This is a genomic window from Brevibacillus centrosporus (assembly GCF_003710815.1).
Lineage (GTDB): Bacteria > Bacillota > Bacilli > Brevibacillales > Brevibacillaceae > Brevibacillus > Brevibacillus centrosporus.
Window position 1 is genome coordinate 426,287 of sequence record NZ_RHHP01000001.1, and the last position, 24,919, is coordinate 451,205.

21 protein-coding genes and 1 pseudogene are annotated in these 24,919 nt (G+C 50.2%); 7 read left to right on the forward strand and 15 right to left on the reverse strand.

Annotation, left to right across the window (positions count from 1 at the left end; translation table 11 throughout):
- Positions 1-46 precede the first annotated feature (46 nt).
- Positions 47-475 (reverse strand): MarR family winged helix-turn-helix transcriptional regulator, encoded by a 429-nt coding sequence (locus EDM55_RS02150; protein WP_092266578.1) that lies wholly within the window; start codon positions 473-475, stop codon positions 47-49.
- Between the two features lie 402 nt (positions 476-877).
- Here EDM55_RS02150 and lepB point away from each other — a divergent pair, with 402 nt between their 5' ends.
- A complete protein-coding gene (gene lepB / locus EDM55_RS02160; RefSeq protein ID WP_092266576.1) occupies positions 878-1,438 on the forward strand; it encodes a signal peptidase I in 561 nt (186 codons plus the stop codon).
- Between the two features lie 63 nt (positions 1,439-1,501).
- Here lepB and EDM55_RS02165 read toward each other — a convergent pair whose 3' ends face one another.
- The 6 genes from EDM55_RS02165 to EDM55_RS02190 all read right to left on the reverse strand — a co-directional run bounded on the left by EDM55_RS02165 (position 1,502) and on the right by EDM55_RS02190 (position 8,360).
- Positions 1,502-2,323: a M15 family metallopeptidase gene (locus tag EDM55_RS02165; protein ID WP_092266575.1), complete on the reverse strand. Its 822-nt coding sequence runs from the start codon at positions 2,321-2,323 to the stop codon at positions 1,502-1,504.
- Positions 2,324-2,403: 80 nt separating this feature from the next.
- Positions 2,404-3,294 (reverse strand): Rossmann-fold NAD(P)-binding domain-containing protein, encoded by an 891-nt coding sequence (locus EDM55_RS02170; RefSeq protein ID WP_092266574.1) that lies wholly within the window; start codon positions 3,292-3,294, stop codon positions 2,404-2,406.
- An 18-nt stretch (positions 3,295-3,312) separates the two neighbouring features.
- Positions 3,313-5,343, reverse strand: coding sequence for a gamma-glutamyltransferase (gene ggt, locus EDM55_RS02175; RefSeq protein ID WP_122959496.1), 2,031 nt, complete (start codon positions 5,341-5,343; stop codon positions 3,313-3,315).
- A 155-nt stretch (positions 5,344-5,498) separates the two neighbouring features.
- Entirely contained in the window at positions 5,499-6,569 is a 1,071-nt protein-coding gene (locus EDM55_RS02180; RefSeq protein WP_122959497.1) for a phosphodiester glycosidase family protein, read from the reverse strand.
- A complete protein-coding gene (locus EDM55_RS02185) occupies positions 6,559-7,077 on the reverse strand; it encodes a hypothetical protein (RefSeq protein ID WP_122959498.1) in 519 nt (172 codons plus the stop codon). The genes EDM55_RS02180 and EDM55_RS02185 overlap by 11 nt, the downstream gene beginning before the upstream one ends.
- 182 nt (positions 7,078-7,259) lie before the next feature.
- Positions 7,260-8,360, reverse strand: a complete 1,101-nt coding sequence (locus EDM55_RS02190) for a threonine aldolase family protein (protein WP_092266570.1) — start codon at positions 8,358-8,360, stop codon at positions 7,260-7,262.
- Between the two features lie 226 nt (positions 8,361-8,586).
- Here EDM55_RS02190 and EDM55_RS02195 point away from each other — a divergent pair, with 226 nt between their 5' ends.
- On the forward strand, positions 8,587-9,171 hold the full coding sequence (locus EDM55_RS02195; protein ID WP_122959499.1) for a hypothetical protein: 585 nt from the start codon (positions 8,587-8,589) through the stop codon (positions 9,169-9,171).
- 266 nt (positions 9,172-9,437) lie between these two features.
- Here the strand turns inward: EDM55_RS02195 and EDM55_RS02200 are convergent, their stop codons facing one another.
- The 4 genes from EDM55_RS02200 to EDM55_RS02215 all read right to left on the reverse strand — a co-directional run bounded on the left by EDM55_RS02200 (position 9,438) and on the right by EDM55_RS02215 (position 16,389).
- Positions 9,438-10,589 carry a glycosyltransferase family 4 protein gene (locus tag EDM55_RS02200; protein WP_122959500.1) on the reverse strand — a complete coding sequence of 384 codons (1,152 nt, stop codon included), beginning with the start codon at positions 10,587-10,589 and terminating at the stop codon, positions 9,438-9,440.
- Positions 10,590-10,614: 25 nt separating this feature from the next.
- Positions 10,615-12,543, reverse strand: a complete 1,929-nt coding sequence (locus tag EDM55_RS02205; RefSeq protein ID WP_122959501.1) for a CotS family spore coat protein — start codon at positions 12,541-12,543, stop codon at positions 10,615-10,617.
- A gap of 214 nt (positions 12,544-12,757) precedes the next feature.
- The gene (locus tag EDM55_RS02210; RefSeq protein WP_122959502.1) at positions 12,758-16,039 is read right to left on the reverse strand and encodes a DEAD/DEAH box helicase; all 3,282 of its coding nucleotides are present in this window, start codon (positions 16,037-16,039) and stop codon (positions 12,758-12,760) included.
- Positions 16,040-16,182: 143 nt separating this feature from the next.
- Positions 16,183-16,389, reverse strand: coding sequence for a hypothetical protein (locus tag EDM55_RS02215; RefSeq protein ID WP_092266565.1), 207 nt, complete (start codon positions 16,387-16,389; stop codon positions 16,183-16,185).
- Between the two features lie 323 nt (positions 16,390-16,712).
- Here EDM55_RS02215 and pdaA point away from each other — a divergent pair, with 323 nt between their 5' ends.
- Positions 16,713-17,447, forward strand: a complete 735-nt coding sequence (pdaA, locus tag EDM55_RS02220) for a delta-lactam-biosynthetic de-N-acetylase (protein ID WP_122959587.1) — start codon at positions 16,713-16,715, stop codon at positions 17,445-17,447.
- 66 nt (positions 17,448-17,513) lie between these two features.
- On the opposite strand, the gene aspA is transcribed toward pdaA, so the two are convergent.
- Positions 17,514-18,938 (reverse strand): aspartate ammonia-lyase, encoded by a 1,425-nt coding sequence (aspA, locus tag EDM55_RS02225; RefSeq protein WP_092266564.1) that lies wholly within the window; start codon positions 18,936-18,938, stop codon positions 17,514-17,516.
- Positions 18,939-19,097: 159 nt separating this feature from the next.
- On the opposite strand from aspA, the gene EDM55_RS02230 reads away from it, so the two are divergent.
- A complete protein-coding gene (locus EDM55_RS02230; protein WP_122959503.1) occupies positions 19,098-19,613 on the forward strand; it encodes a Gmad2 immunoglobulin-like domain-containing protein in 516 nt (171 codons plus the stop codon).
- Between the two features lie 58 nt (positions 19,614-19,671).
- On the opposite strand, the gene EDM55_RS02235 is transcribed toward EDM55_RS02230, so the two are convergent.
- Together EDM55_RS02235 and EDM55_RS30700 are read right to left on the reverse strand one after the other, a co-directional pair.
- Positions 19,672-21,255 carry a PTS sugar transporter gene (locus EDM55_RS02235; RefSeq protein ID WP_092266562.1) on the reverse strand — a complete coding sequence of 528 codons (1,584 nt, stop codon included), beginning with the start codon at positions 21,253-21,255 and terminating at the stop codon, positions 19,672-19,674.
- A 269-nt stretch (positions 21,256-21,524) separates the two neighbouring features.
- Positions 21,525-21,650, reverse strand: a complete 126-nt coding sequence (locus EDM55_RS30700) for a hypothetical protein (protein ID WP_258957551.1) — start codon at positions 21,648-21,650, stop codon at positions 21,525-21,527.
- Between the two features lie 123 nt (positions 21,651-21,773).
- Here EDM55_RS30700 and EDM55_RS02240 point away from each other — a divergent pair, with 123 nt between their 5' ends.
- On the forward strand, positions 21,774-22,514 hold the full coding sequence (locus tag EDM55_RS02240; RefSeq protein ID WP_122959504.1) for a YwaF family protein: 741 nt from the start codon (positions 21,774-21,776) through the stop codon (positions 22,512-22,514).
- A 67-nt stretch (positions 22,515-22,581) separates the two neighbouring features.
- Positions 22,582-22,818: pseudogene (locus EDM55_RS02245) on the forward strand (NAD(P)-dependent oxidoreductase); the annotation flags it as partial.
- 152 nt (positions 22,819-22,970) lie between these two features.
- On the opposite strand, the gene EDM55_RS02250 reads toward EDM55_RS02245, so the two are convergent.
- Positions 22,971-23,852 (reverse strand): LysR family transcriptional regulator, encoded by an 882-nt coding sequence (locus EDM55_RS02250; RefSeq protein ID WP_122959505.1) that lies wholly within the window; start codon positions 23,850-23,852, stop codon positions 22,971-22,973.
- Positions 23,853-24,000: 148 nt separating this feature from the next.
- Between EDM55_RS02250 and EDM55_RS02255 the strand changes: the two genes are divergently transcribed.
- Positions 24,001-24,900 (forward strand): DMT family transporter, encoded by a 900-nt coding sequence (locus EDM55_RS02255; protein ID WP_122959506.1) that lies wholly within the window; start codon positions 24,001-24,003, stop codon positions 24,898-24,900.
- Positions 24,901-24,919 lie beyond the last annotated feature (19 nt).

Sequence of the window (24,919 nt, forward strand, 5' to 3'; positions counted from 1 at the left end):
AACATCGTCCACTGAAATGTCCCCCACCCGCTAACCTGACGGCTTGCTACAAACACTGTTTCATTTTCACCAGAAAATGTGTAAACTGTTTAATTTCTTCGTCGCTCAGGTTTTCCAACAGCTTACCTAGTAGCACACGACGACGAGCCAAGAGTTTTTCCATCAAAGGCATAGCCGTATCTGATAGAGCCACCCATACTACTCGTCGGTCCTGTTCGTCCCTGATTCGATCAACATAACCGGCCTTCACCAGTCTATTGAGCGCAATCGTTGTAGCGCTATTGGACTGCTTAAGTATACTCGCCAGCTCGGATACCGTGCTTCGTCCCCGTTGATGAAGCACCCGCAGCAAAATGAATTGCTTGGGGCTGATCTGCTCTTCTTCCTCTAGCCATTGGCTGAGAAAATAGCGAGCCATCTCGACAAATACTCGATCCAATTCTTCAATTCTACTGGCGCGGGACATTTCGCTCACATCATCACCTATTTTCAGAAATTTATAACGATACTTTTACTATAAAACTATATAGTGTAAGTAAGCGAAGAGCAAGGGCTACTCTTCAAATAAATTTTTTCTGAATAGGAATGGATGCGAACCGCAACAATGTGTTTACGACTTAAATGGTTTACAGCTTAATGTGTTTACAAAACAATATTTTTACTGTAAAACTGATTACAACATTATCTTACCTCAAACAGGAAAATCTGACAATACAGGAAAATGGCAAAATCGTGACAGCACCTCCTGCACTTTTTCCTTCCAAGCTTTTCCTTGAATCTTCTTCCGCTTTCAAACGTAAAGCATGTATAATGAAAGGGCATGATTGGCTATCTGCACACATCAACCCGAAAACCACTTACATAGGAGATCAGATCTATGGAACAAACGAATAGTGCGACAAAATGGAAAGTGGAATTGTTTGATTGGCTAAAATCATTCTTGTTGATTGGTGGTTTGACCGTATTTATTTACGTGTTCATCATGGCGCCATACGTGGTTCAAGGGCGCTCCATGGAAAGTACCTTGCATGACCGCGAGCGAGTCATCGTCAACAAAGCTGTCTATTATCTGAAAGACCCTCAGCCCGGTGATATTGTGATTATTCACCCGGATGCGAGCGGTGATAACTGGATCAAGCGCGTTGTGGCAGTCGCAGGGGATACTGTGGAAGCAAAGGATGATCAATTGTACGTAAATGGCCAGCCCCTCAGCGAAGAGTACTTGACCAACAACAAGCTGAAAGCCTCAGCTAGTGGTGTTACACTGACAGAAGACTTTGGGCCGATCAAGATCCCAGACGGCAGCGTGTTCGTGATGGGAGACAATCGCAACAACAGTATGGACAGCCGCGTCATCGGTCCTGTCAAACTGGACCATGTCGTTGGACGAGCTGAAGTGGTTTACTGGCCGCTCGCAGACGTTCGCCTTCCTCGTTAACCAATCGAATACGACAAAGACAAAGGCCGCTCCTCGTGAGCGGCCTTTTCCTATCCTGTGATACTACTGTTTTTGAGCTGTCTTTGCTTGCTGAAAATAATCCTCCAGCGTAATGCCCTTGCTCATAATTTCTTCGGCGATATCTGTCCCTACGTAGCGCAGGTGCCAAGGCTCGTAAGCATATCCCGTGATGTCTTCTTTTCCTTGCACGTAGCGGATAATAAACCCTGCCTTTGCGCAGTTCGCTGCAAGCCACTGCCCTTCAGGCGTGGAAGCAAAAGACTCCTCCAGCCTGGTCTGAGCGTCAGCTCCCGATACGTCCATAGCAAGACCCGTCTGATGCTCGCTTTTTCCTGGAACAGCACTGTATGCAGCTGCATGCTCTGCTCCCTGTGTTTGGACATACGTATCAAAAAGCGACTTCTGTGTTCGATACGAACGGTAGCCCGAAACTGCGTAGAGCTCAATCCCCTGCTCTTTCGCCATGGCAAACAGCTTTTCCAGAGCACCTGCAGCTTCTGCACGCATCATACGTTTTTCGACTTTTTCATCGAAAGGAAAAGGGACATTCGGTTCTACGAGATCAGATGGAATATAGTCAGCTGGCAATGCCCGCTTTTTGTTTACCACCACTGTAAGCTCAGCCGGATTGGTCACCGTAGGTACGCCATCCACCATTTGAATGGTCTCTTCCAAAGAAGGCTGTTTCTTTTTGACCACGTTTGTTCCTTCTTCTTGCTGTGGCTTTTTCCCAGATACTTCCGTAGAAGCTTGTGTTTTTTCTCCTGAAAACAATTGACCAAGTGATGGTGCTTCACACCCACCTAGAAGTGCGGCTGATAATGCTGCGACGATAGCAAGACCAGTAGTGCGATTTCTGTTCATGACCTGTCCTCCCGATTGTACAGACACATACGTTCTGCTCTACCTTACCACGGAGTTAGACAGAAAAAAAGCGCAGATCGTCACACTTTTTGTTTCAAAATCGTTGTGGAAAGAGTCTGAATCAAATCAGGAAGCCAGTCGTTTAGCTGCCAGAAGGCAAAGCCAGCCTGCTCCGCCTTTTGATTATCCATAAAGAAGGAAGCTGGAAAGGCGAACGGCGAATAATCAGCGGCATCCTTTTCTTTTACAAGTTGAACGGGTTTCCCGACAATATCAGATATATTTTCCATCAAGCTTTGCTGACGAATCGTCCCATGTGAGCAAGCATTTACTGGTCCAGTCATGCTGGAGCTGCCAAGCCACTGTAAAAACTGGGCTGCCTCCCCTGCATGGATGAAACACATGACGGCCTCGGGATTTGCGATACCAATCGGGCGCTCCTCTAAAATGTGCTCGACGTGAAAATGGAGTCGTCTGGTGTAGTCATCCTCCGCCAAAACGATGGGGAACCGGACTGCTGCAACCGGAAACGATGCCTCTTGGAAAAAGACTGCCTCCGCTTGACGCTTCCCTTCCTGATAGGTAACCTTGTCTCGCGGTAACAGCCGGATCTCGTAACTGTCGGGATCAAATGCCTCTTCTTTCAGAAAATCCTCGGAAAAATCGTAGACGGATAAGGTCGAGGTGAGCACGTATTTGCCTACTTTGCCTGCAAAAACGTCGCACGCATCCTTGGCGTTTTGGGAGGAGTAACAAATGTTGTCGTAAACGATATCCCATTCCTGCTCGCCTGCTATAGCCAGTGAGTCCTTCTCATCGCGATCGAGCGTCAGACGTTTGACCTGCGGGGGGAGGTCGACTTCCGTAAGCCCTCTTGTTGCAACGGTTACATCAGCTCCTGCTGCCACAAGCAATTGAACGAGTCTTTTGCCGAAAAAGCGTGTTCCACCCAGTACGAGAACTTTTGTCATGTCAAATTCCTCCCTAGTCTATTGTTTCAGCAAATGGAGCGTTCTTTCTTCCGCATTCCATTCCACCTGATACCCCAAAGCTTTCGCGACCTTTTTCACCGGCAAAAATCCTTTTCCATCAATGGCAACTGCCTTTTGCCTAAATTCAGCGAACTCTGCATTCAATCCAAGCAGCAGCTTATCCGCCTGAATATAGGCCACACCGTCCACCATCCGTTTCTGATCTGCTTTGAACGGATACACGATGCCGTTTATTTGAAGGACAAAGGCACCCGCAGGCTCCTCCTGAGGAGCTTCCTGCTCCGCTGTTTTAAAGGCAACTGCGTCCACACCTAAGACAGTCCCTTCACGGGTATCATCTGCGCCACCGTACATTTTTCCCGTCTCCAGGTCGTACAGGATGGCCTGAACATTTCCGATGTTGGACGAATGTGGTTCAAATGCGTGTCCCATCGCCATCAGCTGGAGAATGACGTCCTGATCCAAGCCTGCCTCCCAGGTTACGGATGGGTAGCTGCTTGTGAAGATCCGCGGAGCCAAAATCGCATCCTGTATGGACATTCCGTGGTCGATCACATTCAAGAGCGTTTGGGAAACGGAAGCGATAATGGTAGATCCGCCTGGCGAACCCAGCGCCAAAAACGGCTTGCCATCCTTCAGCACGATGGTGGGAGTCATGCTTGACCGAGGACGCTTACCGGGCTCGACCTGATTGACTCCACCGGGAACAGCATCAAAATCGGTAAGCTCATTGTTCAGCATAAAGCCGTAGCCAGGAACCATGATCCCGCTCCCGAATACATCCTCGATCGTCGTCGTATAGGAAACGAGATTGCCCCACTGATCCATTACGGAAAAATGAGTGGTTTGCTTCACCAAAGAGGCATCGTTTAGATTCATGGCCACGACAGGCTTTTTGCCAGGATCGTACTTCCAAGCGTCTCCGGCCTGTACGTCCGTATTCGCCTTGTCCTCGCGAATCGCCTTTCTCCGCTCTTCGATGTATCGCTCGTCGATCAGCCCCTGCTTGGGAACGGGATAGACATCCTCATCAGCCATGTATGCTGCGCGGTCGGCATAGGCGAGATGATTAGCCTCGATCAAGTGATGCAAATAAGCGACAGAGCCGAACCCATCCTTTTGATTGTCGTAGCCTTCCATCAGCTTCAGGATTTGCAGCATCGTCAAGCCCCCAGAGCTGGGCGGCCCCATCGTGACGACCTCGTATCCACGGAACGTGCCGCGAACCGGCTCTCTTTCCTTGACGCGATAAGCTTGCAAATCCTGCGCAGTCATGACTCCTCCTGTCTCCTCCACCTCCTTGACAAGTGCCTGGGCAATTTCCCCTCTGTAAAACACGCTCGTACCTTTGTCATGAATCAGCTGGAGCGTCTTCGCCAAATCTGGCTGCACCAGGAGATCCCCTTCTTTTAGCGGCTCTCCACCCGGCGCAAATACCTTTGCTGCAGTCTCGTGCTTTTTCAATTTATCTAGCGAATTCTCGATGCTGTCAGCAGTCACCCAGTTGACAGGTACACCTTCTGAAGCGAGCTCGATCGCGGGTTCGATCACATCCGCAAGTTCCATTGTCCCGTAGCTTTCCAATGCTTTTTCCACCCCGAGCAGCGTTCCCGGGATTCCTACCGCAAGTCCGTTCGTGTGCCTCTCTTCAAAGGGGACAGGCTTTCCGTCTACTTGCAGGAACATGTCGGGTCTGACTTTTGCTGGAGCAACCTCTCGACTGTCAATAACTGTTACCTTGTTTTGCTCCTTGAGGTAAATCATCATGAAGCCGCCGCCGCCAAGTCCTGACATGTACGGCTCTGCTACGTTTAACGCCAGCTGGATCGCTGCCGCTGCGTCCACCGCATTGCCGCCCTGAGCCAAAATGTCTTTGCCCACCTGAGCTGCCACTGGGTGAGATACGGCTACAATTCCTTTCGTAGCACCGTCTACCCCTTCAGGCACACCTGGCACTTTTGCCTGGGCCGGCAATGTAAACGCTACCACCGTCAGAAGCGATAGGGCTGTCAACTTCGCCTTCTTCATGTGATCCCCCCTGACAATTTTTTCTTCTTCTATTAATATTATAATTTTCTGCATTTTTATCGGTCAACATGTCTATGGTCCTTTCTGAAAAAAACACCCGATTCAAGTGTATCCATGTCTCGGATTCACCTAATCGGGTGTACCTGTAACGATATTTACGGCATGATGACCAGATTGCTGACCACAGCGCGTTCTTTGCCTCCTGATGGCTTGTTCATCAGTTTGCCTTTGTAATAGAAAGCGCTGGATCCGCCGCCATCCAGATTGTAGGCATCGACGACATGGAACTCCTGCAGCTTTCTTTGTGCTTCCTCGAGCGTGACGCCATTGCTCCAGCCTTCTCTTCTACCGTCGATCACGATGACCAGCAAATCCCCGTTGTCAAAGTGACCAATCAGAGTACGTGGCTGGCGCGCATTTGCCCAGTCGCGAGGAATCGCCAGGCGTTTGCCATCCTGAAGGAGCCGCGGCAGGAAGCTCGCCCCTTGCAAAATCCCCTGCTGCGAAATTTGCTGCTGGGTCGTAATTTTGGTTCCGACGAGATGGCCTTTGTTGTTAAACCCGACGAAGCTCAGATTGGAATTATTCGAGAACGTCCGAATCTTTCCATTCACAACGGTAATCCCCAGCGGAGTCAAGTATCCGCTCTTATCGGCCATGAAGCCCCCCGCGTTGACAGCGAGGATCGCACCTGTCCGCTTTCCTGCATGACTGGTTGTTTCCCCTTTGCTTTTTACGGAGTTGTTTGCCAGCACCATTTTCAGGGCTTGGGGATTGTTCAGCCGCACCTTTGCCATATAGCCCCGGTATCCCGCTTCCTCGAGCGAATATACTTTGACGGTCGAATTTTTGCCGAAAGATTGTCCAATCGGATTTCCCAGCATATTCGATAAAATCGTATCCAGTACATCCGCAGACTTTTGGGTTTGCGATTTACTTGCAGCAAGCAGGTTGTCGATATGCTCATTCTGTTTCTCGAGATCCTTCTGTTCCTTCTCGGTTCGATCACGAATATCGTCGATCAACTCTTCTGCATGGCTGACTTGGTCTTTGGTCTGGTCCAGCTTTTCGCGCAGGGCTGTCGCCTGCTCATTTGACTGCTCAACTGGCAGTTTCAATGCTTCCATCTGGAGCTTGTCCACCGGATTGGCCCAGGAAAAAGCAACCAAAAAACCGAGCGCCGGCGCCAGCAAGAACGCGAAAAACTTATTTACTTTACCAAGCACGTGCTGCGTCCTCCAGTTTTTTCAACGAAGCCTTCAGATCAATGAGCTGCTTGTTCAGCTGATCAATCCGATCCTGGAGCGCCTCTTTGGTTTTGTTCGTTCCGCCAATCGTTTCGCCAGTCAGCTGCAGATCTTCCTCGAGATTTGACAATCCGTCCTGAACAGTCTTCATCTCATCCTGTACTTGTGTCAGCTGTTCTCCAAGCGCGACCATTTGCTTCTCGTTTTCTTCTTGTACTTGTTCGAAACGTTCGTTCACATATTGTTGCTGCTTGTCCAAAGTATGGACAGCAAAGGCGTATCCTGCGTAAGCGAGCCCTACCCAGACCACGATGGTCAAAATGAACGGCCACGGGGATCGATTGGCCTCTGTCTGTGAAGGGACCATCGTCCGAAACAAGCTCCGAAAAGCTCCTGGCCGTTTCCTTTTCCCCTCCTGCCCTCCGTTTGTGGGGAGCTGCAGTGTGGATGACGTTGTCGATTGAGCATTCAAATATTTATCGCTCATCGGCTACTCCCTCCTTTCTTTGACGAAAAGTAAGCCCCATTATACCATAGAACATTTTTCACCCAGCCTTAGGCGAAATATTAGAAAAATTAAAAACACTGTGATCCGAATACAAAAACAACTCCCTCGGGGACTTCCCTAGGGAGCTTGTCGGATATGCATATTTTACTCGTTCATCGAGATCATCCACGCAAGACGTCCTGCAATTTTTGATCGAGCACGCGGAAAGCCTGTTGCAAAGCTTCAGCGGGAATGCCTGCGTAATTATCGCCGACGCTCACTTCTATGTAGCTGTTTGCTTCGTCGACGACCAGAATCGATGCAGCGAACCCGATCCCTGTTTCTTCGCAAGCAGAAAGAAATACCGGCTCCATCTGTTCCTTTGGCAACGGAAAATGAACGTGAAACATGTTGGAAACCGGCTCAGCTGGTACGGTCTTGATACCGTGGCAGCTGTTGTAGAAAGACGCCAGCTCCTTTGCCTGTTCGTAATACGATGGGAAGCGATCTTTTCTTTTCTCGAAGTAGTAATCCGCACTGAGGATGTACGGATACAGACTGATCAGGTCTCCGCCGTGGCGCCGCTTCCAAATCTTTGACTCCTGAGTAAAGGCTTCGTCTCCGGCAAGGATCGAGCCCGCAAGTCCTCCGATTCCTTTATAAAAAGAGACATATACGCTATCAAAAAGAGAGCAGACTTCCGCTGCCGTCTTTTGGTAATAAGGGAGAATCTCAAACAGACGAGCACCATCCAGCTGCAATTTGATTCCTTTTTCTCTGCAATAGGCGGAGATCGCAACCAGCTCATCGAATTCTGGCAGTTGTCCTCCAATCTCGCGTTGGGGCAGCTCCAGCAGTAAGCACGCGACCTCTGTATCCATGTTTTGGACGTCTTCCAGTCGAATCACTCTGGTTTTATCCGCGAGCAATACCGATTCGATGAGATGCAGCTTCTTCAGCCCATCCTCTTCGTGTATTTCAAGGTGTGAGAGCGGATGATACGCCACTTTGCTCAAAGACTTTTGATCACACCAGATGCGCAGAGCGATTTGCTGTGCCATCGTCCCGCTCGGGAAAAATACCGCACTTTCCTTGCCCAAGACAGCCGCTATTTTTTTCTCAAACTCCTCGATGACCGCTCCCTTCCCATAAATGTCACTCTCCAGACTTCCGTCGAGCTCTGCCAATGCATGCTTCAGCACTTGAATATTTCGCGGCCCATGCCCTGGAATCTGATAGCGGCTCTTTTTGAATGCCTCTGCCAATTGCTTTGTTGCACTCACCCTTATCTTCCCCATTCCTTTTTGCCAATCTCCGCCTCCACGTCGAGATCGCCTTTCGTGGATCAGCCCTATCATTGACTATACACCTTTTCAGACAATCCTACCTAGTACAAACCTTCTGAACTGCCCGTGTTCCATGCCCCATTTTTCCGGAGCGGGGTATTTGTCCATTACAGAGCTTCCTATTCGGAATATGATAAAGCATGTTAGAGGGAGGTGACCTGTCATGAGAAAAGGGAAGACTGCCAAAAAAGGGGCCCGAGCCCGCAACACTCCTGCTGCTCGTCGCTCGGTTGTAAGCGCACGTCGCCCCCTTAGCGTCCACGTACGTGCTCCAAAGGTTCATGTCACTACGCCAGCACCTCTGGTTACGGTGACACCCGCAGCACCTACCGTTCAAGTAGAAGCACCCGCTGTGAATATTCAAGCTCCCAAGCCAATCGTCATTCCTGCACCCATCGTTCATGTAGAAGTCGAACCAGAAGAGTCGGCCGACGAAATCAGTCTGCAAGGGATTCGCAAGGAACTGACCAAGTGCATGAAGAAAAACCAAACCATCGAGCTGCTGTTGACTTCAGACTGGGGACCCGAAAACCGGCCCTATCGAGTAGGGAACCTCGTACGCGTCGACGAAGGAATCCTGGAGCTCCAAACGATCCCTTCTCTTCACCCAAAGGCAGCAAGAATTCTGATCCCACTCAATCGAATTGCGGCGCTCATTCCCGACCTAGTGATCGCAGAGGAAATGGAGACTTCTGAGGAAGAGGGATTCGCAGAGGAAAGCGAACCCATCTCTTTGGAATGGAATTAGATTGCAAGAGAAGAGGATGACCAGCAGCTCGCATCTGGCTAATGACCCAGGCAAGGGGGATTCGCTGCCATTTCTGGTGAATGTCCCCCTACCATCGCCTCTTGTTTTTGCATGTGTGGACAAGCTGTCTGCTCTTCATTCATTCAGCTTGTCCGCTTTTTTACGTTGATGAGGGCTTTTGAATACGACTGCTATACAGAACCAAGTCAATTGCCCACTTTCCCAATGGATGGTTGAGAAAGCGGGTCATTGACTCTGGAGCCTCCCTATATACGGGACGAGCCATTCCACACATCGAGTACTTCTCTGGCTACCCGATCCCATGTAAATCTTTCCTCTGCGAGCTGCCTTCCTACGCTCCCCATTCTCCGCTGAAGCTCTCTGCTAGAGAGGAGCTTGCTGAGCTGAGTGCTAAAGGATTGGGGATTTTCCGGCTCCTCAACCAAGAGTCCATTGCCACCGATGATCACTTCGGCGTTCCCTCCACGCTTGGTTGTCACAAAAGGCAATCCTGCTGCCATCGCTTCGTAATGAACTCGGGCAAGCGGCTCCTCCCATTGCGATGGGCAAACAAAAATGTCTCCCGCCCAAAACCAGTGATGGATCTGTTCCGCGTTGACAAAACCAGTTGTAATTACGGGAATCGGCGATCGATCGGCCAATGAACGAACATAAGCGACATAGTCACTGATTTTATCCACACCGTACCACGATCCCCCTACCAGCACGAGCGCAATGTTGGAGTGCTGCGAATGAAGTTCGTTCATCGCTCTTACCAAAATGTCTGCACCCTTTTTCGGGGTCAGTCTCCCTACAAACAGGATCACCTGCCGGTTGCCCAGATTGTGCATCGCCCTGAGCTCCTGCCTAACCTGACGCGCTTGCTGCGATTTTTCCCATGGAACAAACGTCTGCAGGCTGACGCCTGAATAGATCGTACGGAGTTTCCCTTCGGCCTCCGGATAAAGCGAGTGAATCACGCGTCCCACGTAATCACTGATGGTGACGATCGTCTCTGTCTCTGCGATCGTTTTGACAGCATCCTGCGGTTCAATTTTTCCAGGGTCAAACATGTCATTGTGCATGCTGAGCATGATTCGCGCATTCGGGCATACTTCCCGGATCAGCGGAACCAGTCTGGGGCGATTGAACACATGGATGATGTCATAGGATTGCGTACGCAAATACTCTATGACCTGCTCTGCGTACGTCTCAAATATACCCTGGCCGTCCACCCTCACGTATCGAACGTTGCGTACCCTCTCGTCCAGCGGAAGGGAAGGGTCTGTCGTTCCCAACACCGTGACATCATGATGTTGACTGAGAAAATCGACGATACCTGCTATATACGTTTGTATAGCGCCGCCGCGGACTGGAGGGACGGGCAATTTTTCTGTACAGATCATGACTACCTTCATCCGAATTCTCCTTTCCTCGTACGGCTCATCGCACTCCTTTGGTTTTTACCCCTTTTTTCGCATTCGGCTTGCTGCTGACCGCTTTGTTCATTTTCTTGCTAGGTGCTGCAACCTTCTTGAAGGAATGTTTACTTTTCGATTGAGCCGCTCTCTTTGTCTTATTTCCTGCTGACGACACACCTAGTGCCACTCTTGGTGTTTGCTTGACTGGTTTTTTCACAGCGGGTTTGACTGCTTTTCCTTTCGTTTTGGGTAAAGCTGCCGGTTTCGCGACTGCTTTACTAGCTCCAGCTCCGCTCTTCTTCCCTGCATTTGGTTTCGCCTTCGCCACAGTGGCAGCTCTTTTCTTGGCGGGTGCAACCATTCGTTTCGCTTTGTTTGACGGAGCATTACCAGAAGGCTGGAGCTGTATGACATTCGAAGCTGTCCCTATCCGACGGCCTGCTTTTTGGGGACTCGGCGCTTTCTCCTTCTCCTCTTTCTTCTTGTCGGAGACTTCAACCGCCACGCGCTTAGCTGGCTTCACGACAGATTGGGCTTCCTGTTCCTGCTGTTCCTGCTTTTCCTTTTTGCCCTTTTTGTCCGCAGCCTTGGCCTCTTGCTTTGCTTCTTGCTTTGTTTCTTCCTTTGCCTTTTTCTTTACTACCTTGAAGCTTTCTGCCTTTTTCTCTTTGGAAACCGCCCCAGCCATGCTTTCCGTATTTTCTTCGGAAACGGCAGAAGCAACACTTTCACTGCTTTGCTTTTGCTGTGGCTGCAATCCCCAACTCTTTTGATCCCAGGTCTTGGTCTCAGATGGAACTCTTGTTGCTTCCACTGCCACTGGCTTGGGTTCGTAGCTTCCTGGCTTGTATTTGGACATGTCTTTCGCAAGATCTGCCAACGCCTGCGCTTTGGATTGATCTGTAGCCACGACCCGCTGCAGGATCGCTTCCGCTTCGGTATTCAGGAAGGTAATGGGGTCGAAGAACATCTCTTTCAAATGCTTGTAAAATTCATTCGGTACCGCCATATCGATCAGCAGCACCTCAAAGGACTCCGCATCCAGAGGGTTTGCCTGATGGTACGCTTCGATCATCCCCCGCATCCAGGTCGTATCCCAGACGCCCATATCATCCATCGTGCTCGTGATCAGCTTTCGCAAGTCACGAAATGGCAAATCATACGACACGCCATCCAAGTCGATAACCCACAGACCGCCCGGACCATTCTGCCCGTTTGACCAGCCGTAGTCCTGGTGAACCAACCCCCAGTACGGCTCACCCATCGATGCCATTCTTGGATACGCGGACGTCTTTAGCCTTTCCAGTGACTCAATCGCTTGCTTTTCGTACTGATCGACCACAGCCAGGATGGACGCGCTAGCCACGGTATCCCGATACGCTTTGGCCATTTCCCTCATCCAGCCAATTTTTTTTGCGATCTTTTGATAGTAATTTGGCCACCGATACAAACGTGAGGAGTTTTTCGCGCCAAACGGAGGGACATACGCTTTCGAATGCCGATGAAATTCCCCTAATCCGTAGCACAGCTCCTGCGCACCTACTAGGTCTACTTTCGTCGCGGGCGTCAGCGCGATCCAATCCGTGACGATCCAAAGCTTCCCGCCCATTTCCACGAAAAGTTTTCTGTCCTTTGCCGGGATTAAAGCGGGGACCCTCGCCCCCTGCTGAACAACGTACTCCTGCAAGCCCACACTAAACAAGCTGCGCTCGGGGGTGCGATGTAAAAGCTTTAAGCTACGCGGTCCCTTATTGGTCTCTATGCGCCAGATGGCCCCACCTTTGTCTGGTTTTGAAGTGATCAGGGTTCTGGAACTGACGGTCATATCGTATTGTTTCATGACCAGCTCCGCTATCGCATCTATCTCCGGAGGCACTTGCATATCCCAGTCCACAGGAGTCGGTTCTGAACCAGACCGGGTATCCCACGGTACAATCAGATACTGTTCCATTCCATTCCCCCCCGCAATCCATTTGGAAATCCACACGAATTCTTAATAAACTATTCGCTCGTCTTTAAACCGGAAACGGACAAATATCCATGGAAGAAAGCCAATTAAGAAGACTCGTATCCCAGTGTTCGTGGGGATATCATCCGGCTCTCGCGAATCCAAGCAAAAAAGCCTTGTCCTGCAGAAATAGCGGGACAAGACTTCCATTTTCGGATCAGCCAAGCATTAGAATTTCTTTTATATCTTCTTCCGTCAGCCTAGACAATGACTCCTGCTCAGGCTGAATCACTTCTTCGATCAGATTTTTCTTTTTCTGCTGAAGCTCGTACATTTTTTCTTCGACCGTATCTTCGGCTACCAACCGGATCACTTGAACGACGTTTTTTTGTCCGATACGATGGGCGCGGTCTGCTGCTTGCTCCTCGACTGCCGGATTCCACCACAGATCGTACAGGATCACTGTATCGGCCCCTGTCAGATTCAGCCCCGTTCCGCCAGCCTTGAGCGACAGCAGGAAGAGATTTCCCTCTCCTTCATTGAAACGGTTGCACAGCTCGACTCTCTCCGCAGCTGGTGTATTTCCATCCAGGTAGGAAAAAGGTACTCCCGCGTATCCGAGCTCTCTTCCAATCAAGCCAAGCATTTGGGTAAATTGCGAGAAGACAAGGACACGCCTTCCTGCTTGGCGACACTCCTCCAGAATATCCAGCAGCTGTTCAAACTTGGCCGAGCTTCCCGCGTAGTCTTCCACAAACAATGCGGGATGGCAGCACAGCTGTCGTAGCCTCGTCAAGCCTGCCAAAATCTTGATCTTGTTTTTGTCGAAGGTCTCTTTGTCCAGATGCTTCAACGTTTCTTCGCGCAGCTTTGCCAGGTAGGCAACGTACAGCTTTTTCTGCTCTGGGTGCAGCTCTGTGCTTTGCAGGGTCTCTATCTTTTCAGGCAGCTCCTGCAAAACATCTGTTTTCACACGGCGCAGCAGGAATGGTCGAATTCGTTTCGCGATCTGCTGCCTGGATAGCTCGTTGAACCCTTTTCTAGCAGGGAACAGTCCGGGGAATACGGCTTCGCTGATCGACCACAATTCGTCCAAACCATTTTCGATTGGAGTACCCGTAAGTGCGAAACGATGACGTGCCTGGATCCCTTTCACAGCGCGGGCCGTCTGCGTGGTATGGTTCTTGAATGCCTGTGCTTCATCCAGAATGAGTGTATGGAACGATTTTTCCGCATAGCTGGCGAAGTCCCTGCGCAATAGAGGATACGAGGTAATTACCACGTCTGCCTCCTCGTATTCACGCAGGATTTGATTGCGCTCGCTTTTGGTTCCGTCCGCAAGCACCACTCGGATTTCGGGGGCAAACTTCTTCAACTCATTGCGCCAGTTGTAGATCAGCGATGCCGGCGAGACAATCAGCGCAGGCTGCTTCTGTTCTCTGATTTCCGAGAGTACGGACACCAGAAAAGCAATGCTCTGAATCGTTTTCCCAAGCCCCATATCATCTGCCAAGATTCCCCCAAACTGATAGTGGGCAAGCGTCTTGAGCCACTGATACCCGTAAATCTGATAGTCCCGCAGGATAGCTGCTAGGCTGCTCGGCACCGGATAGTCCAGATTATCGGGATTGCGCATATTCTCCAAAAGCCTTCGGAATGCTTTTTCCATATGGATCGCTGACCTGCTTTTGCTGTCCGGATCGAGCAGTGTCAGACCGCGCACGATAGGCAGACGCAGCTGCATTTGATGTATGTCTTCACCCTTAATGCCCATTTCCTCCATAAATCCACGAATATCCTGAAACTCGCTACTGGCAAGCGGCACAAGAGAACCACCCGGCAGTCGGTAATACTTCCGCTTGTCTTCCAACGCATGCAGCAGCCCCCGTATCTCAGCCTCCGGGATTCCGGCGATATCAAACTTGCATTCCAGCCAATTTGTCCTCTCGTCTACGCCCACCCTGACCTTTGGTGGTGTAGAGCCTGTGTGGAGCCTGATTTTGACCGCTGAAGTCGCATACACCTTGAGCAGCTTTTCTAGCTGAGGAACCATTTGGTACAGGAAATCAAACTCTGCTTCTTCATCCTCCAAATAGTAGCCCGACTCCGTTTTGGTAAAACCACTTTGATCCATCAGCTCGATGATCTGTCGTTCCCGCTCCATATCTCGGACGACGATCAGATCCGACCCGCGGCTGTTTCCCGTCTCTTCCAAAGGATTCAACACAATGTCTCCGTACTGGAACTCCAGACCTGCCAGAAGCCGATCTCTGATCCGATCCAGATACAGCTTGGCCTGCAGCTGTGTGCGGACCAATCGAGAGGAAACGGTAGGTGCGATCATGACGTTCCCCACTTTTTTCAGCTCGGGGACGACTTGCACTATGAATGCCTCCATATGCTCCTGGCCAATTTGGATCGTGCCCTTACGCGAGGAGATGAGCAGTTTCTTCAATTGAAACAGGCGATGACACATGTCGCTCGAGAGGCTGTACAGCTTCCCTTCGGCAATGGCCAAGCCGTAGGAATCCATGATGGTTACCTGCTCCAATCCTTCTATCTCCATCTGATAATGAGCCGACTGCCCCTCTGCAAATGCAAAGCGCAGTGGAAGCCCCTCGGCAGCACTGACGATCCCCTCGTACGTCTTGTTGTTCCAATCCAATACAGCGAGGGGAACCATCGTAAGCGCCTTCTGAAGCTGCTCCCACATCAAAGGAGGCACCAGGAGCACCCGCGTCTCCTGCTCACGTGAAGACCCAGAAGAGCGATAAGACGTTTCCCGATACAGCTGTTCGTTCCGATAAATCTGGTTCAGCTGTTGGAGAACGGCCGCATCTTCTTTTTGAAAGCAATGCTGACTGGGTTCATAGGTAAAATGCGAAGAGAATTCATACGGCATGCCCTGCTCGACACGCTCCAGGAACTCCTTTATTTTCTTTACGATGTATCTTCGTTTTACACCTACCCGAAGTTCGATACCAAACATGTACTTTTGATAACCAAAGGGCACCACGCGGCAGACAAACTCAACCTCGAGCGGCTGCCTGACATCAAAACGCATTCGGCTTGGCTTGACGGACGTGTCCGTAAACAAGCCGAGCACCTGCGAGGTTAATTGCTTTTCCACTGCCGAATAAGGTGCCGGCTCCATAGTGTCCGTTCGTCCGGATCGGTAATCGCCCGACTGTTCGATGACCGGGGTTCTGCCGTCCAGCTGCATCTCCAGTATCTCCAGTAAAACGGCGGCAACGTGCTGACAATCCAGATCGTACGAATCCAGAGAAGGACATGTACAGGTCGCCTCAATCGTATCCTTTTCAAAGGCAACGGTTACCTTTTCCACCCCATTTCCTTTTACGATTGCCTCGTAGCTTGGTTTTTCGGGGTAGTAGGCAGTAAATGTCACCTTTCCTGTCCGGTGGTAGGCTTTTCCTTTTTCGTAGGAAAGATTGCCGCATTGAGACTGTATAAATCGATGGGTCAGCTGAAAGCTCATTGCCAATATCCTCTCTTCCCCAGTGAATCGTTTCGCCATCTTTCTGTCGTACTCATGATACCAGATTGTCCTTGCCCCATGGAAAAAGAAAAAAGATGCGCCTATGACGCACCTCATTTCCAATCAGTTTGAGCTTGCGGCTCTTATTGATCCTCGTCTTCCGAACCATCTTCGTCGTCTTCGTCGTCTTCTTCATCTTCGCCATCTTCAATAATAGGCTCGTTATCGCCAACAAAAGTCCATTTCCGTTTGGTACCATCTCTGTATTCGATCTTTACTTCCACTTCTTCAATCCCATCTTCTGCGCCGACTACTTCATCCTTCAAATACTTCAACCACTTCAGCCCCATGACTGACACCTCCTGGTTCTGGATGATTTCACATTTGACTCGTCAGCGAATTACACGTTGACTTAGATACTATATGAAGCAAGATCCCATCTTGTATGAGCAGTTGTCCCTCTTTTCTATCTGTTTTGCACCCATTTCCTCAGCGGATTGCCGTCTGTGGCCTTTACATAATTGATAGGAGAGTGGACAAACTTTCATGGAAGCCTGTCAATACGTTCGCCCAAGGAAGGATGTGGATCACGGTTATGGACATGCTGGACGCAACGCGACCTGAGCGAAGGAAGTGGATAACTCCATGGACCTTCATTTGCTTGAGCCTTCTAATGTTGATCATGCCCATTCAAACGGCTCTTGCCAGCTCGGATCATCCGTATCATTTTGGGTTCAAGAAGAGTAAAAATGGGCAGCTGCCATCGATCAACGAAGAAGGTTTTAAGGGAATAGTCGATCGTCACGGGGCTGTCTTTTTAGGAGATACGAGCAAAAAGGAATTGTATCTGACCTTCGACAACGGGTATGAGAATGGGTACACCGCATCCATCTTGGATACCCTCCTTGCTCGTAAGGTCCCTGCGATCTTCTTTGTGACCGGACACTACGTGAAAGACCAGCCGGAATTGTTAAAACGGATGGCTGCAGAAGGCCATCTCATCGGGAACCATTCGTGGAGTCATCCGGATATGACGACGATCCCGAACGCGAAAGTAAAGGAAGAGCTCACAAAAGTAAAAGATGCTGTTGCCCAAGTTGCAGGCCAAAAGGAGATGCGCTATCTGCGTCCCCCACGAGGCATTTTCAGTGACCGGACGCTGGCCGTATCCAAAGAGCTTGGCTATACCAATGTATTCTGGTCGGTTGCCTATCGCGATTGGGAAACCAAGGTGATTCGCGGATGGAAATTCGCCTACGACAACGTAATGGCACAGCTCCATCCCGGGGCGGTCATCCTTCTGCACTCGGTCTCCAAGGACAATGCCGATGCCTTGGGGGCAATCATCGACGAGGCTCGAAAGCAAGGATATGAATTCAAATCCCTGGATCAACTTCCCCCTCGCTGAACAAAAGAAAAACTCCCGCCAACCAGCACTCGGCTGATCGCGGGAGTTCTTGTTTTTTTATCGTTCCTAGTCTCGATCGAGCAAAGATGCACCTGCGATTCCAGGGTGAGTCATTTCGAACGGATCGAGGATCAGATCCAGTTCTTCTTCGGTCAACACATTGTGCTGGAGGCACAGATCACGGACGGATTTTCCTGTCAAAATCGCTTCACGCGCGATGCGGGCAGCCGTTTCATAGCCCAGATGCGGGTTAACTGCCGTGATGACGCCTACGCTTTTCTCTACGTATTCTTTCATCCGCTCGCGGTTTGCTTCGATGCCAGACAGGCAGTGCTGTGTAAACACACGGAACGCATTGTCCATGATGCTGATTGATTGCAGCAGATTGAACACCAATACCGGTTCCATTACGTTTAGCTCCAGCTGACCCGCTTCGGAAGCCAGACAAATGGTATGGTCGTTCCCGATGACTTGGAATGCCACTTGGTTGATCACTTCTGCCATTACCGGATTGACTTTACCTGGCATGATGGAGGAACCCGGCTGACGTGCTGGCAAGGAAATTTCTCCGAGACCTGCACGAGGACCAGATGCCATCAGACGAAGATCGTTCGCCATTTTGGACATGTTCATCATGCATACTTTCAACGCAGCCGAAACTTCTGTGTACGCATCCGTGTTTTGGGTTGCATCTACGAGATGCTCGGCACCCGTCAGCGGGAAGCCTGTGATTTCAGCCAGCTGCTTCACAACAGTCGTGATGTATTTTGGATCTGCATTCAGCCCTGTTCCTACTGCCGTTGCCCCCATGTTTACTTCGTACAGGTGCTGACGGGATTGCTTGATGCGTTTCATATCGCGCTCCAGCACACGACGGTAGGCTTCGAATTCTTGTCCCAAACGGATCGGTACGGCATCCTGCAAATGTGTGCGTCCCATTTTGATGACGTCATCAAATTCCGTTGCTTTTTGACCAAAAACATCGTGCATTTCTTCCATTGTCACCAAGAGCTTTTCCAAAAGATCCAGCGTTGCGATGTGGATCGCGGTTGGGAATGCGTCATTGGTGGACTGGGACATATTTACATGAGTGTTCGGACTGAGATGGAAGTAATCTCCCTTTTTCTCTCCCAGAATTTCCAACCCTCTGTTTGCGATGACTTCATTGGCATTCATGTTAATGGAAGTTCCCGCTCCACCCTGAATCGGGTCTACGATGAACTGGTCATGCCATTTTCCTTCGATGATTTCCTGCGCAGCTGCCACGATCGCATTTCCCAATTTTGGGTTCAAACGAGATACTTCCATGTTGGCAATCGCTGCTGCTTTTTTTACCATAGCCATCGCGTTAATCAAGGAAGAGTGCAGGCGGTAACCGGTGATCGGGAAGTTTTCCGTTGCACGCATAGTTTGTACACCATAATAGGCATGTACAGGGATTTCTTTTTCTCCGAGAAAATCTTTCTCGATTCGATGCGTTTGTTCAGCCATTCTTTTTCGACCAGCTTTCTGCGGATAGTGGATATTGCTTCCTCACCATTCTAACATAGAAATCCCGTTGTGGACGTTTTCCTTGGAACACTCACGCTTGTTTTCACGTCTTAGTATGTGAGAAGTCTCACTATAATCTCGACAGAAGAGAGGGATTTCATGAAAATGGTTTGGATCCTCCTGTTGACCTTCTTTCTCCTGCAGGGGTGCACGAGTGAAGGACAGGGAGAACCTGCGACTCCGCCTGCTCCTGAAAAGCCGCCAGTGACCGTACCGTCTGAAACGCCTGCGCAGCCTCCCGCATCCCCGCAGCCTGAGAATCCACCTGCACCAAAGGAAGAGGAGCCGAAAACAGAGCCGACACCTTCTGCTTATGCCAACGAGATATTCCAAGAAGTCACGGTCAAAGAAACCGGAACCGATACGTATGAAGTCAAAGGGAAAGCCCGCGTCTTTGAGGGTGTCGTCAGCTATGTAGTAGAGGATGGACACAATGAGCTTACCGAAGGCTCTATTCAGACATCTGCGGGGGCTCCTGAATGGGGAGAGTTTTCCCACACGATTCAGGTGAAAAAAGCAGAGCCGAACACAACCCTTACGCTTATCCTGTTTGAAACAAGCATGAAGGACGGAAGCCGGCGCATGGAGCTGATTCTTCCACTCCCGGAAAAATAGAATCCGATAGCAAAAACCCCCTGACTCCTTCTCAGTAAGAGATCGTCAGGGGGTTGGTTTATGCGCTCATCTTTTCATCGATCGCTTGCATGCTTTTCTTTTTGGCGATCTGGTTTGCGATCAAGGTAATGATCAAGGAGCAAGCAAGTCCACTCGCCATCGCTACGATAAAGCCCATCATGTTGTTGGAGAGTAACGGCGCCATCACGGACGGTACATACGCCGTCCCACGTACATCAAACACACCCACCATCATTCCGGCGATCCCGGAAGACACGATGGCTCCCGCGAAGACCAGCTTGTTCGAGAACATAAACGGATATGCCGCTTCTACGAACGTACCAAAGCCCATGTTAATCAGGAAGCCAGGGGTTGCGACGGTCGCCTCACTCTTGTCTCGGGGCAAAAGAATGTTGGCTAGTGTAATTCCAGCCGAAACCATGACCAGACCCACCATGTCGACTGCGCCCAGAAAGCTGTTCCCGGTCTTCTCCATCTCCAAGAGTACGATGGGGAGAATCGCAGCGTGGTACACTCCCCCGATGATGGCAGGCCAGATCAGCAAGCCTGCAATAAGCCCTGCCAGAATCGGGCTGTACGCGACAGCTCCCTCGATCAATACTTTGACCCACTCCCCTGCCTGCAGGGCGATAGGAGCCAGCAAGTAATACACAATCAACCCTGCGATCAAACCGGATACGCCACCCGCGATAATGTTGACCGTCGTGGTCGGAAATTTCCATTCTACGCATTTGCGGAACAGCACATTCACGAGAAGCCCTGCGCCAATCCCGCCGATCATACCACCGATAATGCCGCCATCCATCGACAGGATCCCTGCCAGTACACCGGCTACGACGGATACCTCCTCCATGTCCGACACTTGTTTGGCAGCTACCGCCGCAATGACGACAGGCAAAGCCTTGATCAGGACATCGAAAACGCCGCTGAGCATGTCCAGTCCGGGTATTTTACTTACAGCCAAGACCAAAGCCAGCGCGATAAACCCTGGGAGAGATGACATCATGATCCCGCGTATGTTGATTCGTTTCCATGGGCTGTTCGAAATGCTTCCCGAGCCGGTATCTCCGATCAACGGGCGATACGATATTCCCCAATGCTTGGAAAAAGCGGTAAGGAAGCTGATCGCGCGCGTCCGGTTCGTCGTTCCTGTCGTGCCGGAGGTGAGGATTACCTTGGCGCCTTTTGCACTGATCAGCGCCATGGATGTCCCACCCGTCCCCACAATAGGAATATGCTTCTCTACCGCAGCCTGAACGGTCAGCTGATTTGCTCCATTCGGATCCGCGCTCATGCTGACAATCCCATCCACTTGGCCGCTGCGTAAGGCATCCGCGATAGATTCGTCTGACTCCTTCGCGTACTGGTTGCATTCTTCCAATGTTCCGGTAAAGCGGACAACTGGCGTACTCGATGAGGCATCCCAGCTATAAACAGCTGCAGGTGTATCCTTGCCCGCTCCGTCCATGGAAGACTGGGCTGCAATAAACTGTATAGCCGCTATCTCCACTCCCGCTGAGTCTGCCTGTATACGTATCTCGGACAGAAGTTTTTGTGGATCTGCTCCTCCCAGATTGTAAAGATTCCCTCCACTGCTCCCAATGATTGCAATTCGTTTCATCTTGTTTTTAGTCCCCTCATTTTCACTTTGGTAAAGCGTTGCTCTGGTAGATAATTATAGCTTTACTTTAGTGAAGCGAAAAGAGAATTTCAATACTTTCTGTCTTTTTATCGAGGGAAAGTACCGAACTGAGAATACATGGTATAATGAAGGCCGTTGTTTCCTTGTTTATTGTCTGAAAAGTCATAACCCTCTTCGCAAAGGAAGAGGGTTATGACAGGCAAGTAAGTTATATGGTGTGGGACGCTTAGGTGCCCGAAATCATGTTGTTACTTTTGCTCGTCTTGTTCTTCTTTGAAGCATTCCATGCACAGAGCGCCATTGTTCTCGATTTCATACTCTGTCAAGCGAGCCTGGCAAGATTTGCATTGTTTTTCCGTTAATACCAAGTTCACAATTATATCTCCTCTCATTGATGTACGTTGGTTCATTTTTATTATAACCGATGCTTTATATGGTTTTGTGTTAAAATTTCGTGAATTCTTTCAATTAACTTTTTATTCCATACGGAGGTAGCCATGACCTCATCTTTTCTTTCAGCCGAGATCACCACGGAGCCTTTTCAGTTATCTTCGGCCAGTCACGTGAGCTGTGTCCTGCTCGTCTTCGCCGCTGCTGCTCTTCTTTATCGGTTCCGCCGCCGTTTTCAGCCCCCACATACAGATGCTTTTTGCCGGCTCGCTCTCGCCAGCTTGCTCGTCTTAACCGAAGTTGGGTTTCAGCTTTGGCATGTTTGGACCCATTCGTGGACACAATCAGAAGCTCTTCCCTTGCAGCTGTGCAGCGTCATGTTAGTCTTTTCCGCATTCATGCTTGTTTACAACAGCTACCGCCTGTACGAAATCACGTTTTTTGCCGGCTTGATTGGCGCAGGTCAGGCGCTGATCACCCCAGAGCTTTTTTACCCATTTCCCCATTTTCGCTTCTTTCACTTTTTCCTCGCACACGCCTGCATCGTGCTCGCGTGCTTGTACATGACCTGGGTAAAGGAATGCCGTCCTACGGTTGCGTCCATAGGGAAAAGCATGGTCATGCTGAATTCATTGCTCTTGATTTCTCTTATCGTGAATCGGTTTACAGGTGGAAACTATTTGTTCGTCACTCATAAGCCTTTTCAGCCAACACTAATGGATTATCTCGGTCCTTATCCTTGGTATATCCTATCGCTAGAAGGAGTCGCACTCGGTTTGTTCTGCTTGCTGTATCTGCCATTTTGGATTCAAAAACGCCGGGCTGCGCGACAGTCACTGGGTGCCTAGCATCGGATCCTTCCCTCATCTGGGCGAATATCATTCCCATATCCATCGATCTTTGGAGGGATCTGATTTGTATCCGATGTACCCGTATTACAGCTATAAGACTTCGTACGCGGAGCAGCCTATTTCATTTCCAGCCCAGCATCAGGACCGCCAGCCGGGAATGGAATATTTGATGGTGCCCCGACCCATTTTTGATAATCCTGCTTACATGGGGAGCGGTAAGCTAAAGAACAAAGTGGCCATCATCACCGGCAGAGACAGTGTGATCGGGCGTGCTGTGGCAGTGGCCTTTGCAAAAGAAGGTTGGGGATCAGTAAGCAGCAGCTGGAGGATACGTTTCGCACCAACATCATGACAGAAACTTAAAGATGATTCCTGGTGCTGCTGTCCACCCAATTTCACCGAAGCGACTAGCTCCTTACCTTCTATACGGTAAGTGGCCTTGCTTGGTTTCATTCATACTGCCACATGCTCCTTTATCCACTCCGTTACGGCTGTCAAGAACCGTCGTGACGCCGGTGACATCTGTTCCAAGGAAAGAACTGCCATTCCAAGCGTCCGAAAGTGCTCCCCTTGTAGCGGAATCGCCCGAATACTGGAGGGCAGCCGAAACAGAATCATCTCCGGGAGAATACTGATGCCGAGGCCGTTTTGCACCATCGCGATAATGGCGTGGTCGTCGCCTAGCTCGTACTTTACTTGCGGCGTAAACGCATACTGTTTGAAAATACGCTGGATATCGTTGTCACAGCCTGGTTTCGGCATGATGAAGATTTCCTGCTGCAAATCGTTTAGGGAGAGAGTCTCTTGCCTGGCCAGCGGGTGGTCCTCGTGCAGGAGAACATACATGCGATCCCGATGTAGGGGGATCGTTTCCAGTCCTTCTAAAGCAGGAACCGAAACGAATCCAAAATCGATAGCCCCTGTCAAAGCCCAATGTTCGATGTCATCGTAGTAGCCTTCATGAAGCTTGATTTCAATCTCCGGGTATTGATCCTGAAACTGCTTAAGGATTCCCGGCAGCCACTGCGTGGAGACACTGGTAAAGGTGCCTATGCGCACGGTTCCCACTTCGATGCCATTGATCGCAGAAACCTCCTGCATCATCTGATCGTTCCACTTCAGGATTTCTCTCATGTATTTGAGCAGCCGCTCCCCGTTGCTCGTCAAGTTGACTCCTGTTCTTCCTCGCGTCAAAATAGAGAAACCGTACTCCCTTTCCAGACTGGCGATTGCGTGGCTGATCGCAGACTGTGTCAGCCCTAGTACTTCCCCTGCTTTCGTCAGACTTCCGGACTCCATCACGGTGACAACGACTTCAAACTTGCTGAGGCTCATTCTCGTGGCCCCCTTTCTATCAATTCTTCTCATGCAAACGATGATAAACATTCATTTTATTTATTTATACGATACAAGTATACTTGAATCCATACCATATCCGGTTCAGACACAATCGCTGTCCGGGGTTCTAGGGGGACGTTTCACCATGAAGCCTCAAGTAAAGGCTGATCTCGCCATGCTGCTCGTTACTCTTTTTTGGGGTTCCTCTTACTTGTTTATGCAAATGGGCCTGACCGACCTGCAGACATTTAACCTGATTGGCCTGCGGTTTGGGATCGCCTTTGTGATCGCCGCACTGTTTTTTCATAAACGGCTGCTAAAAACGACGCGAAAAACCATTTTCCACGCCTTCATTATGGGTGCGATCCTGTTCGGTGTCTTTGCAACCGTAACCGAGGGAGTGAAAACGACGACGGCTTCGCAAGCAGGCTTCCTAGTCAGTCTCACGGTCATTCTCGTTCCGTTGCTCTCCATCTTGCTGAAGAACAGGCCAGAGACCCGTGTATTTTTCGGTGCGGGTATTGCCGTGATCGGGATCGGCCTTTTGACACTAACCAAGGAGCTGAACATTACCCAAGGAGATGCCTTGTGCATGGCGACCGCCGTTTTCTACGCGACACATATCATCCTTACAGGCAGATTGGCTCCTCAAACGGATGCGATCCTGCTTGGCATTTATCAGCTAGGGTTTGCCGGACTTTTTGGATTTCTCCTGTCTTACCTCGTGGAAACACCGAAGCTTCCCTCTACCCCGAAGGCTTGGCTCGCCGTTCTAGCCCTCAGCATCCTGTGCAGTGCCATCGGATTCGTCGTGCAGACCGTCGCGCAAAAATACACGTCCCCGACGCATACCGGACTGATTTTTTCGTTAGAACCCGTCTTCGCGGCTCTCTTCGCCTTCCTGATATCGGGTGAAACGCTCACGGTCAGAGGCTATATCGGCGCAGCCCTTGTTCTTATAAGCGTGCTCATTGCGGAAATCGACTTCATGCGATGGCTGACTGGAAAAAGAAGCTCGCTGTCCAAGCAAGACCTCCCGCTGTAACGGGAGGTCTTTCCTTTTT

What these genes read in the sequence shown, in the direction of transcription:
- lepB (WP_092266576.1), top strand. Translation starts at nt 878, where the DNA reads ATGGAACAAACGAATAGTGCGACAAAATGGAAAGTGGAATTGTTTGAT.
- EDM55_RS02165 (WP_092266575.1), bottom strand. Translation starts at nt 2,323, where the DNA reads ATGAACAGAAATCGCACTACTGGTCTTGCTATCGTCGCAGCATTATCA.
- EDM55_RS02170 (WP_092266574.1), bottom strand. Translation starts at nt 3,294, where the DNA reads ATGACAAAAGTTCTCGTACTGGGTGGAACACGCTTTTTCGGCAAAAGA.
- ggt (WP_122959496.1), bottom strand. Translation starts at nt 5,343, where the DNA reads ATGAAGAAGGCGAAGTTGACAGCCCTATCGCTTCTGACGGTGGTAGCG.
- EDM55_RS02185 (WP_122959498.1), bottom strand. Translation starts at nt 7,077, where the DNA reads ATGAGCGATAAATATTTGAATGCTCAATCGACAACGTCATCCACACTG.
- EDM55_RS02195 (WP_122959499.1), top strand. Translation starts at nt 8,587, where the DNA reads ATGAGAAAAGGGAAGACTGCCAAAAAAGGGGCCCGAGCCCGCAACACT.
- EDM55_RS02200 (WP_122959500.1), bottom strand. Translation starts at nt 10,589, where the DNA reads ATGAAGGTAGTCATGATCTGTACAGAAAAATTGCCCGTCCCTCCAGTC.
- EDM55_RS02205 (WP_122959501.1), bottom strand. Translation starts at nt 12,543, where the DNA reads ATGGAACAGTATCTGATTGTACCGTGGGATACCCGGTCTGGTTCAGAA.
- EDM55_RS02210 (WP_122959502.1), bottom strand. Translation starts at nt 16,039, where the DNA reads ATGAGCTTTCAGCTGACCCATCGATTTATACAGTCTCAATGCGGCAAT.
- EDM55_RS02215 (WP_092266565.1), bottom strand. Translation starts at nt 16,389, where the DNA reads ATGGGGCTGAAGTGGTTGAAGTATTTGAAGGATGAAGTAGTCGGCGCA.
- pdaA (WP_122959587.1), top strand. Translation starts at nt 16,713, where the DNA reads ATGTTGATCATGCCCATTCAAACGGCTCTTGCCAGCTCGGATCATCCG.
- aspA (WP_092266564.1), bottom strand. Translation starts at nt 18,938, where the DNA reads ATGGCTGAACAAACGCATCGAATCGAGAAAGATTTTCTCGGAGAAAAA.
- EDM55_RS02230 (WP_122959503.1), top strand. Translation starts at nt 19,098, where the DNA reads ATGAAAATGGTTTGGATCCTCCTGTTGACCTTCTTTCTCCTGCAGGGG.
- EDM55_RS02235 (WP_092266562.1), bottom strand. Translation starts at nt 21,255, where the DNA reads ATGAAACGAATTGCAATCATTGGGAGCAGTGGAGGGAATCTTTACAAT.
- EDM55_RS02240 (WP_122959504.1), top strand. Translation starts at nt 21,774, where the DNA reads ATGACCTCATCTTTTCTTTCAGCCGAGATCACCACGGAGCCTTTTCAG.
- EDM55_RS02250 (WP_122959505.1), bottom strand. Translation starts at nt 23,852, where the DNA reads ATGAGCCTCAGCAAGTTTGAAGTCGTTGTCACCGTGATGGAGTCCGGA.
- EDM55_RS02255 (WP_122959506.1), top strand. Translation starts at nt 24,001, where the DNA reads ATGAAGCCTCAAGTAAAGGCTGATCTCGCCATGCTGCTCGTTACTCTT.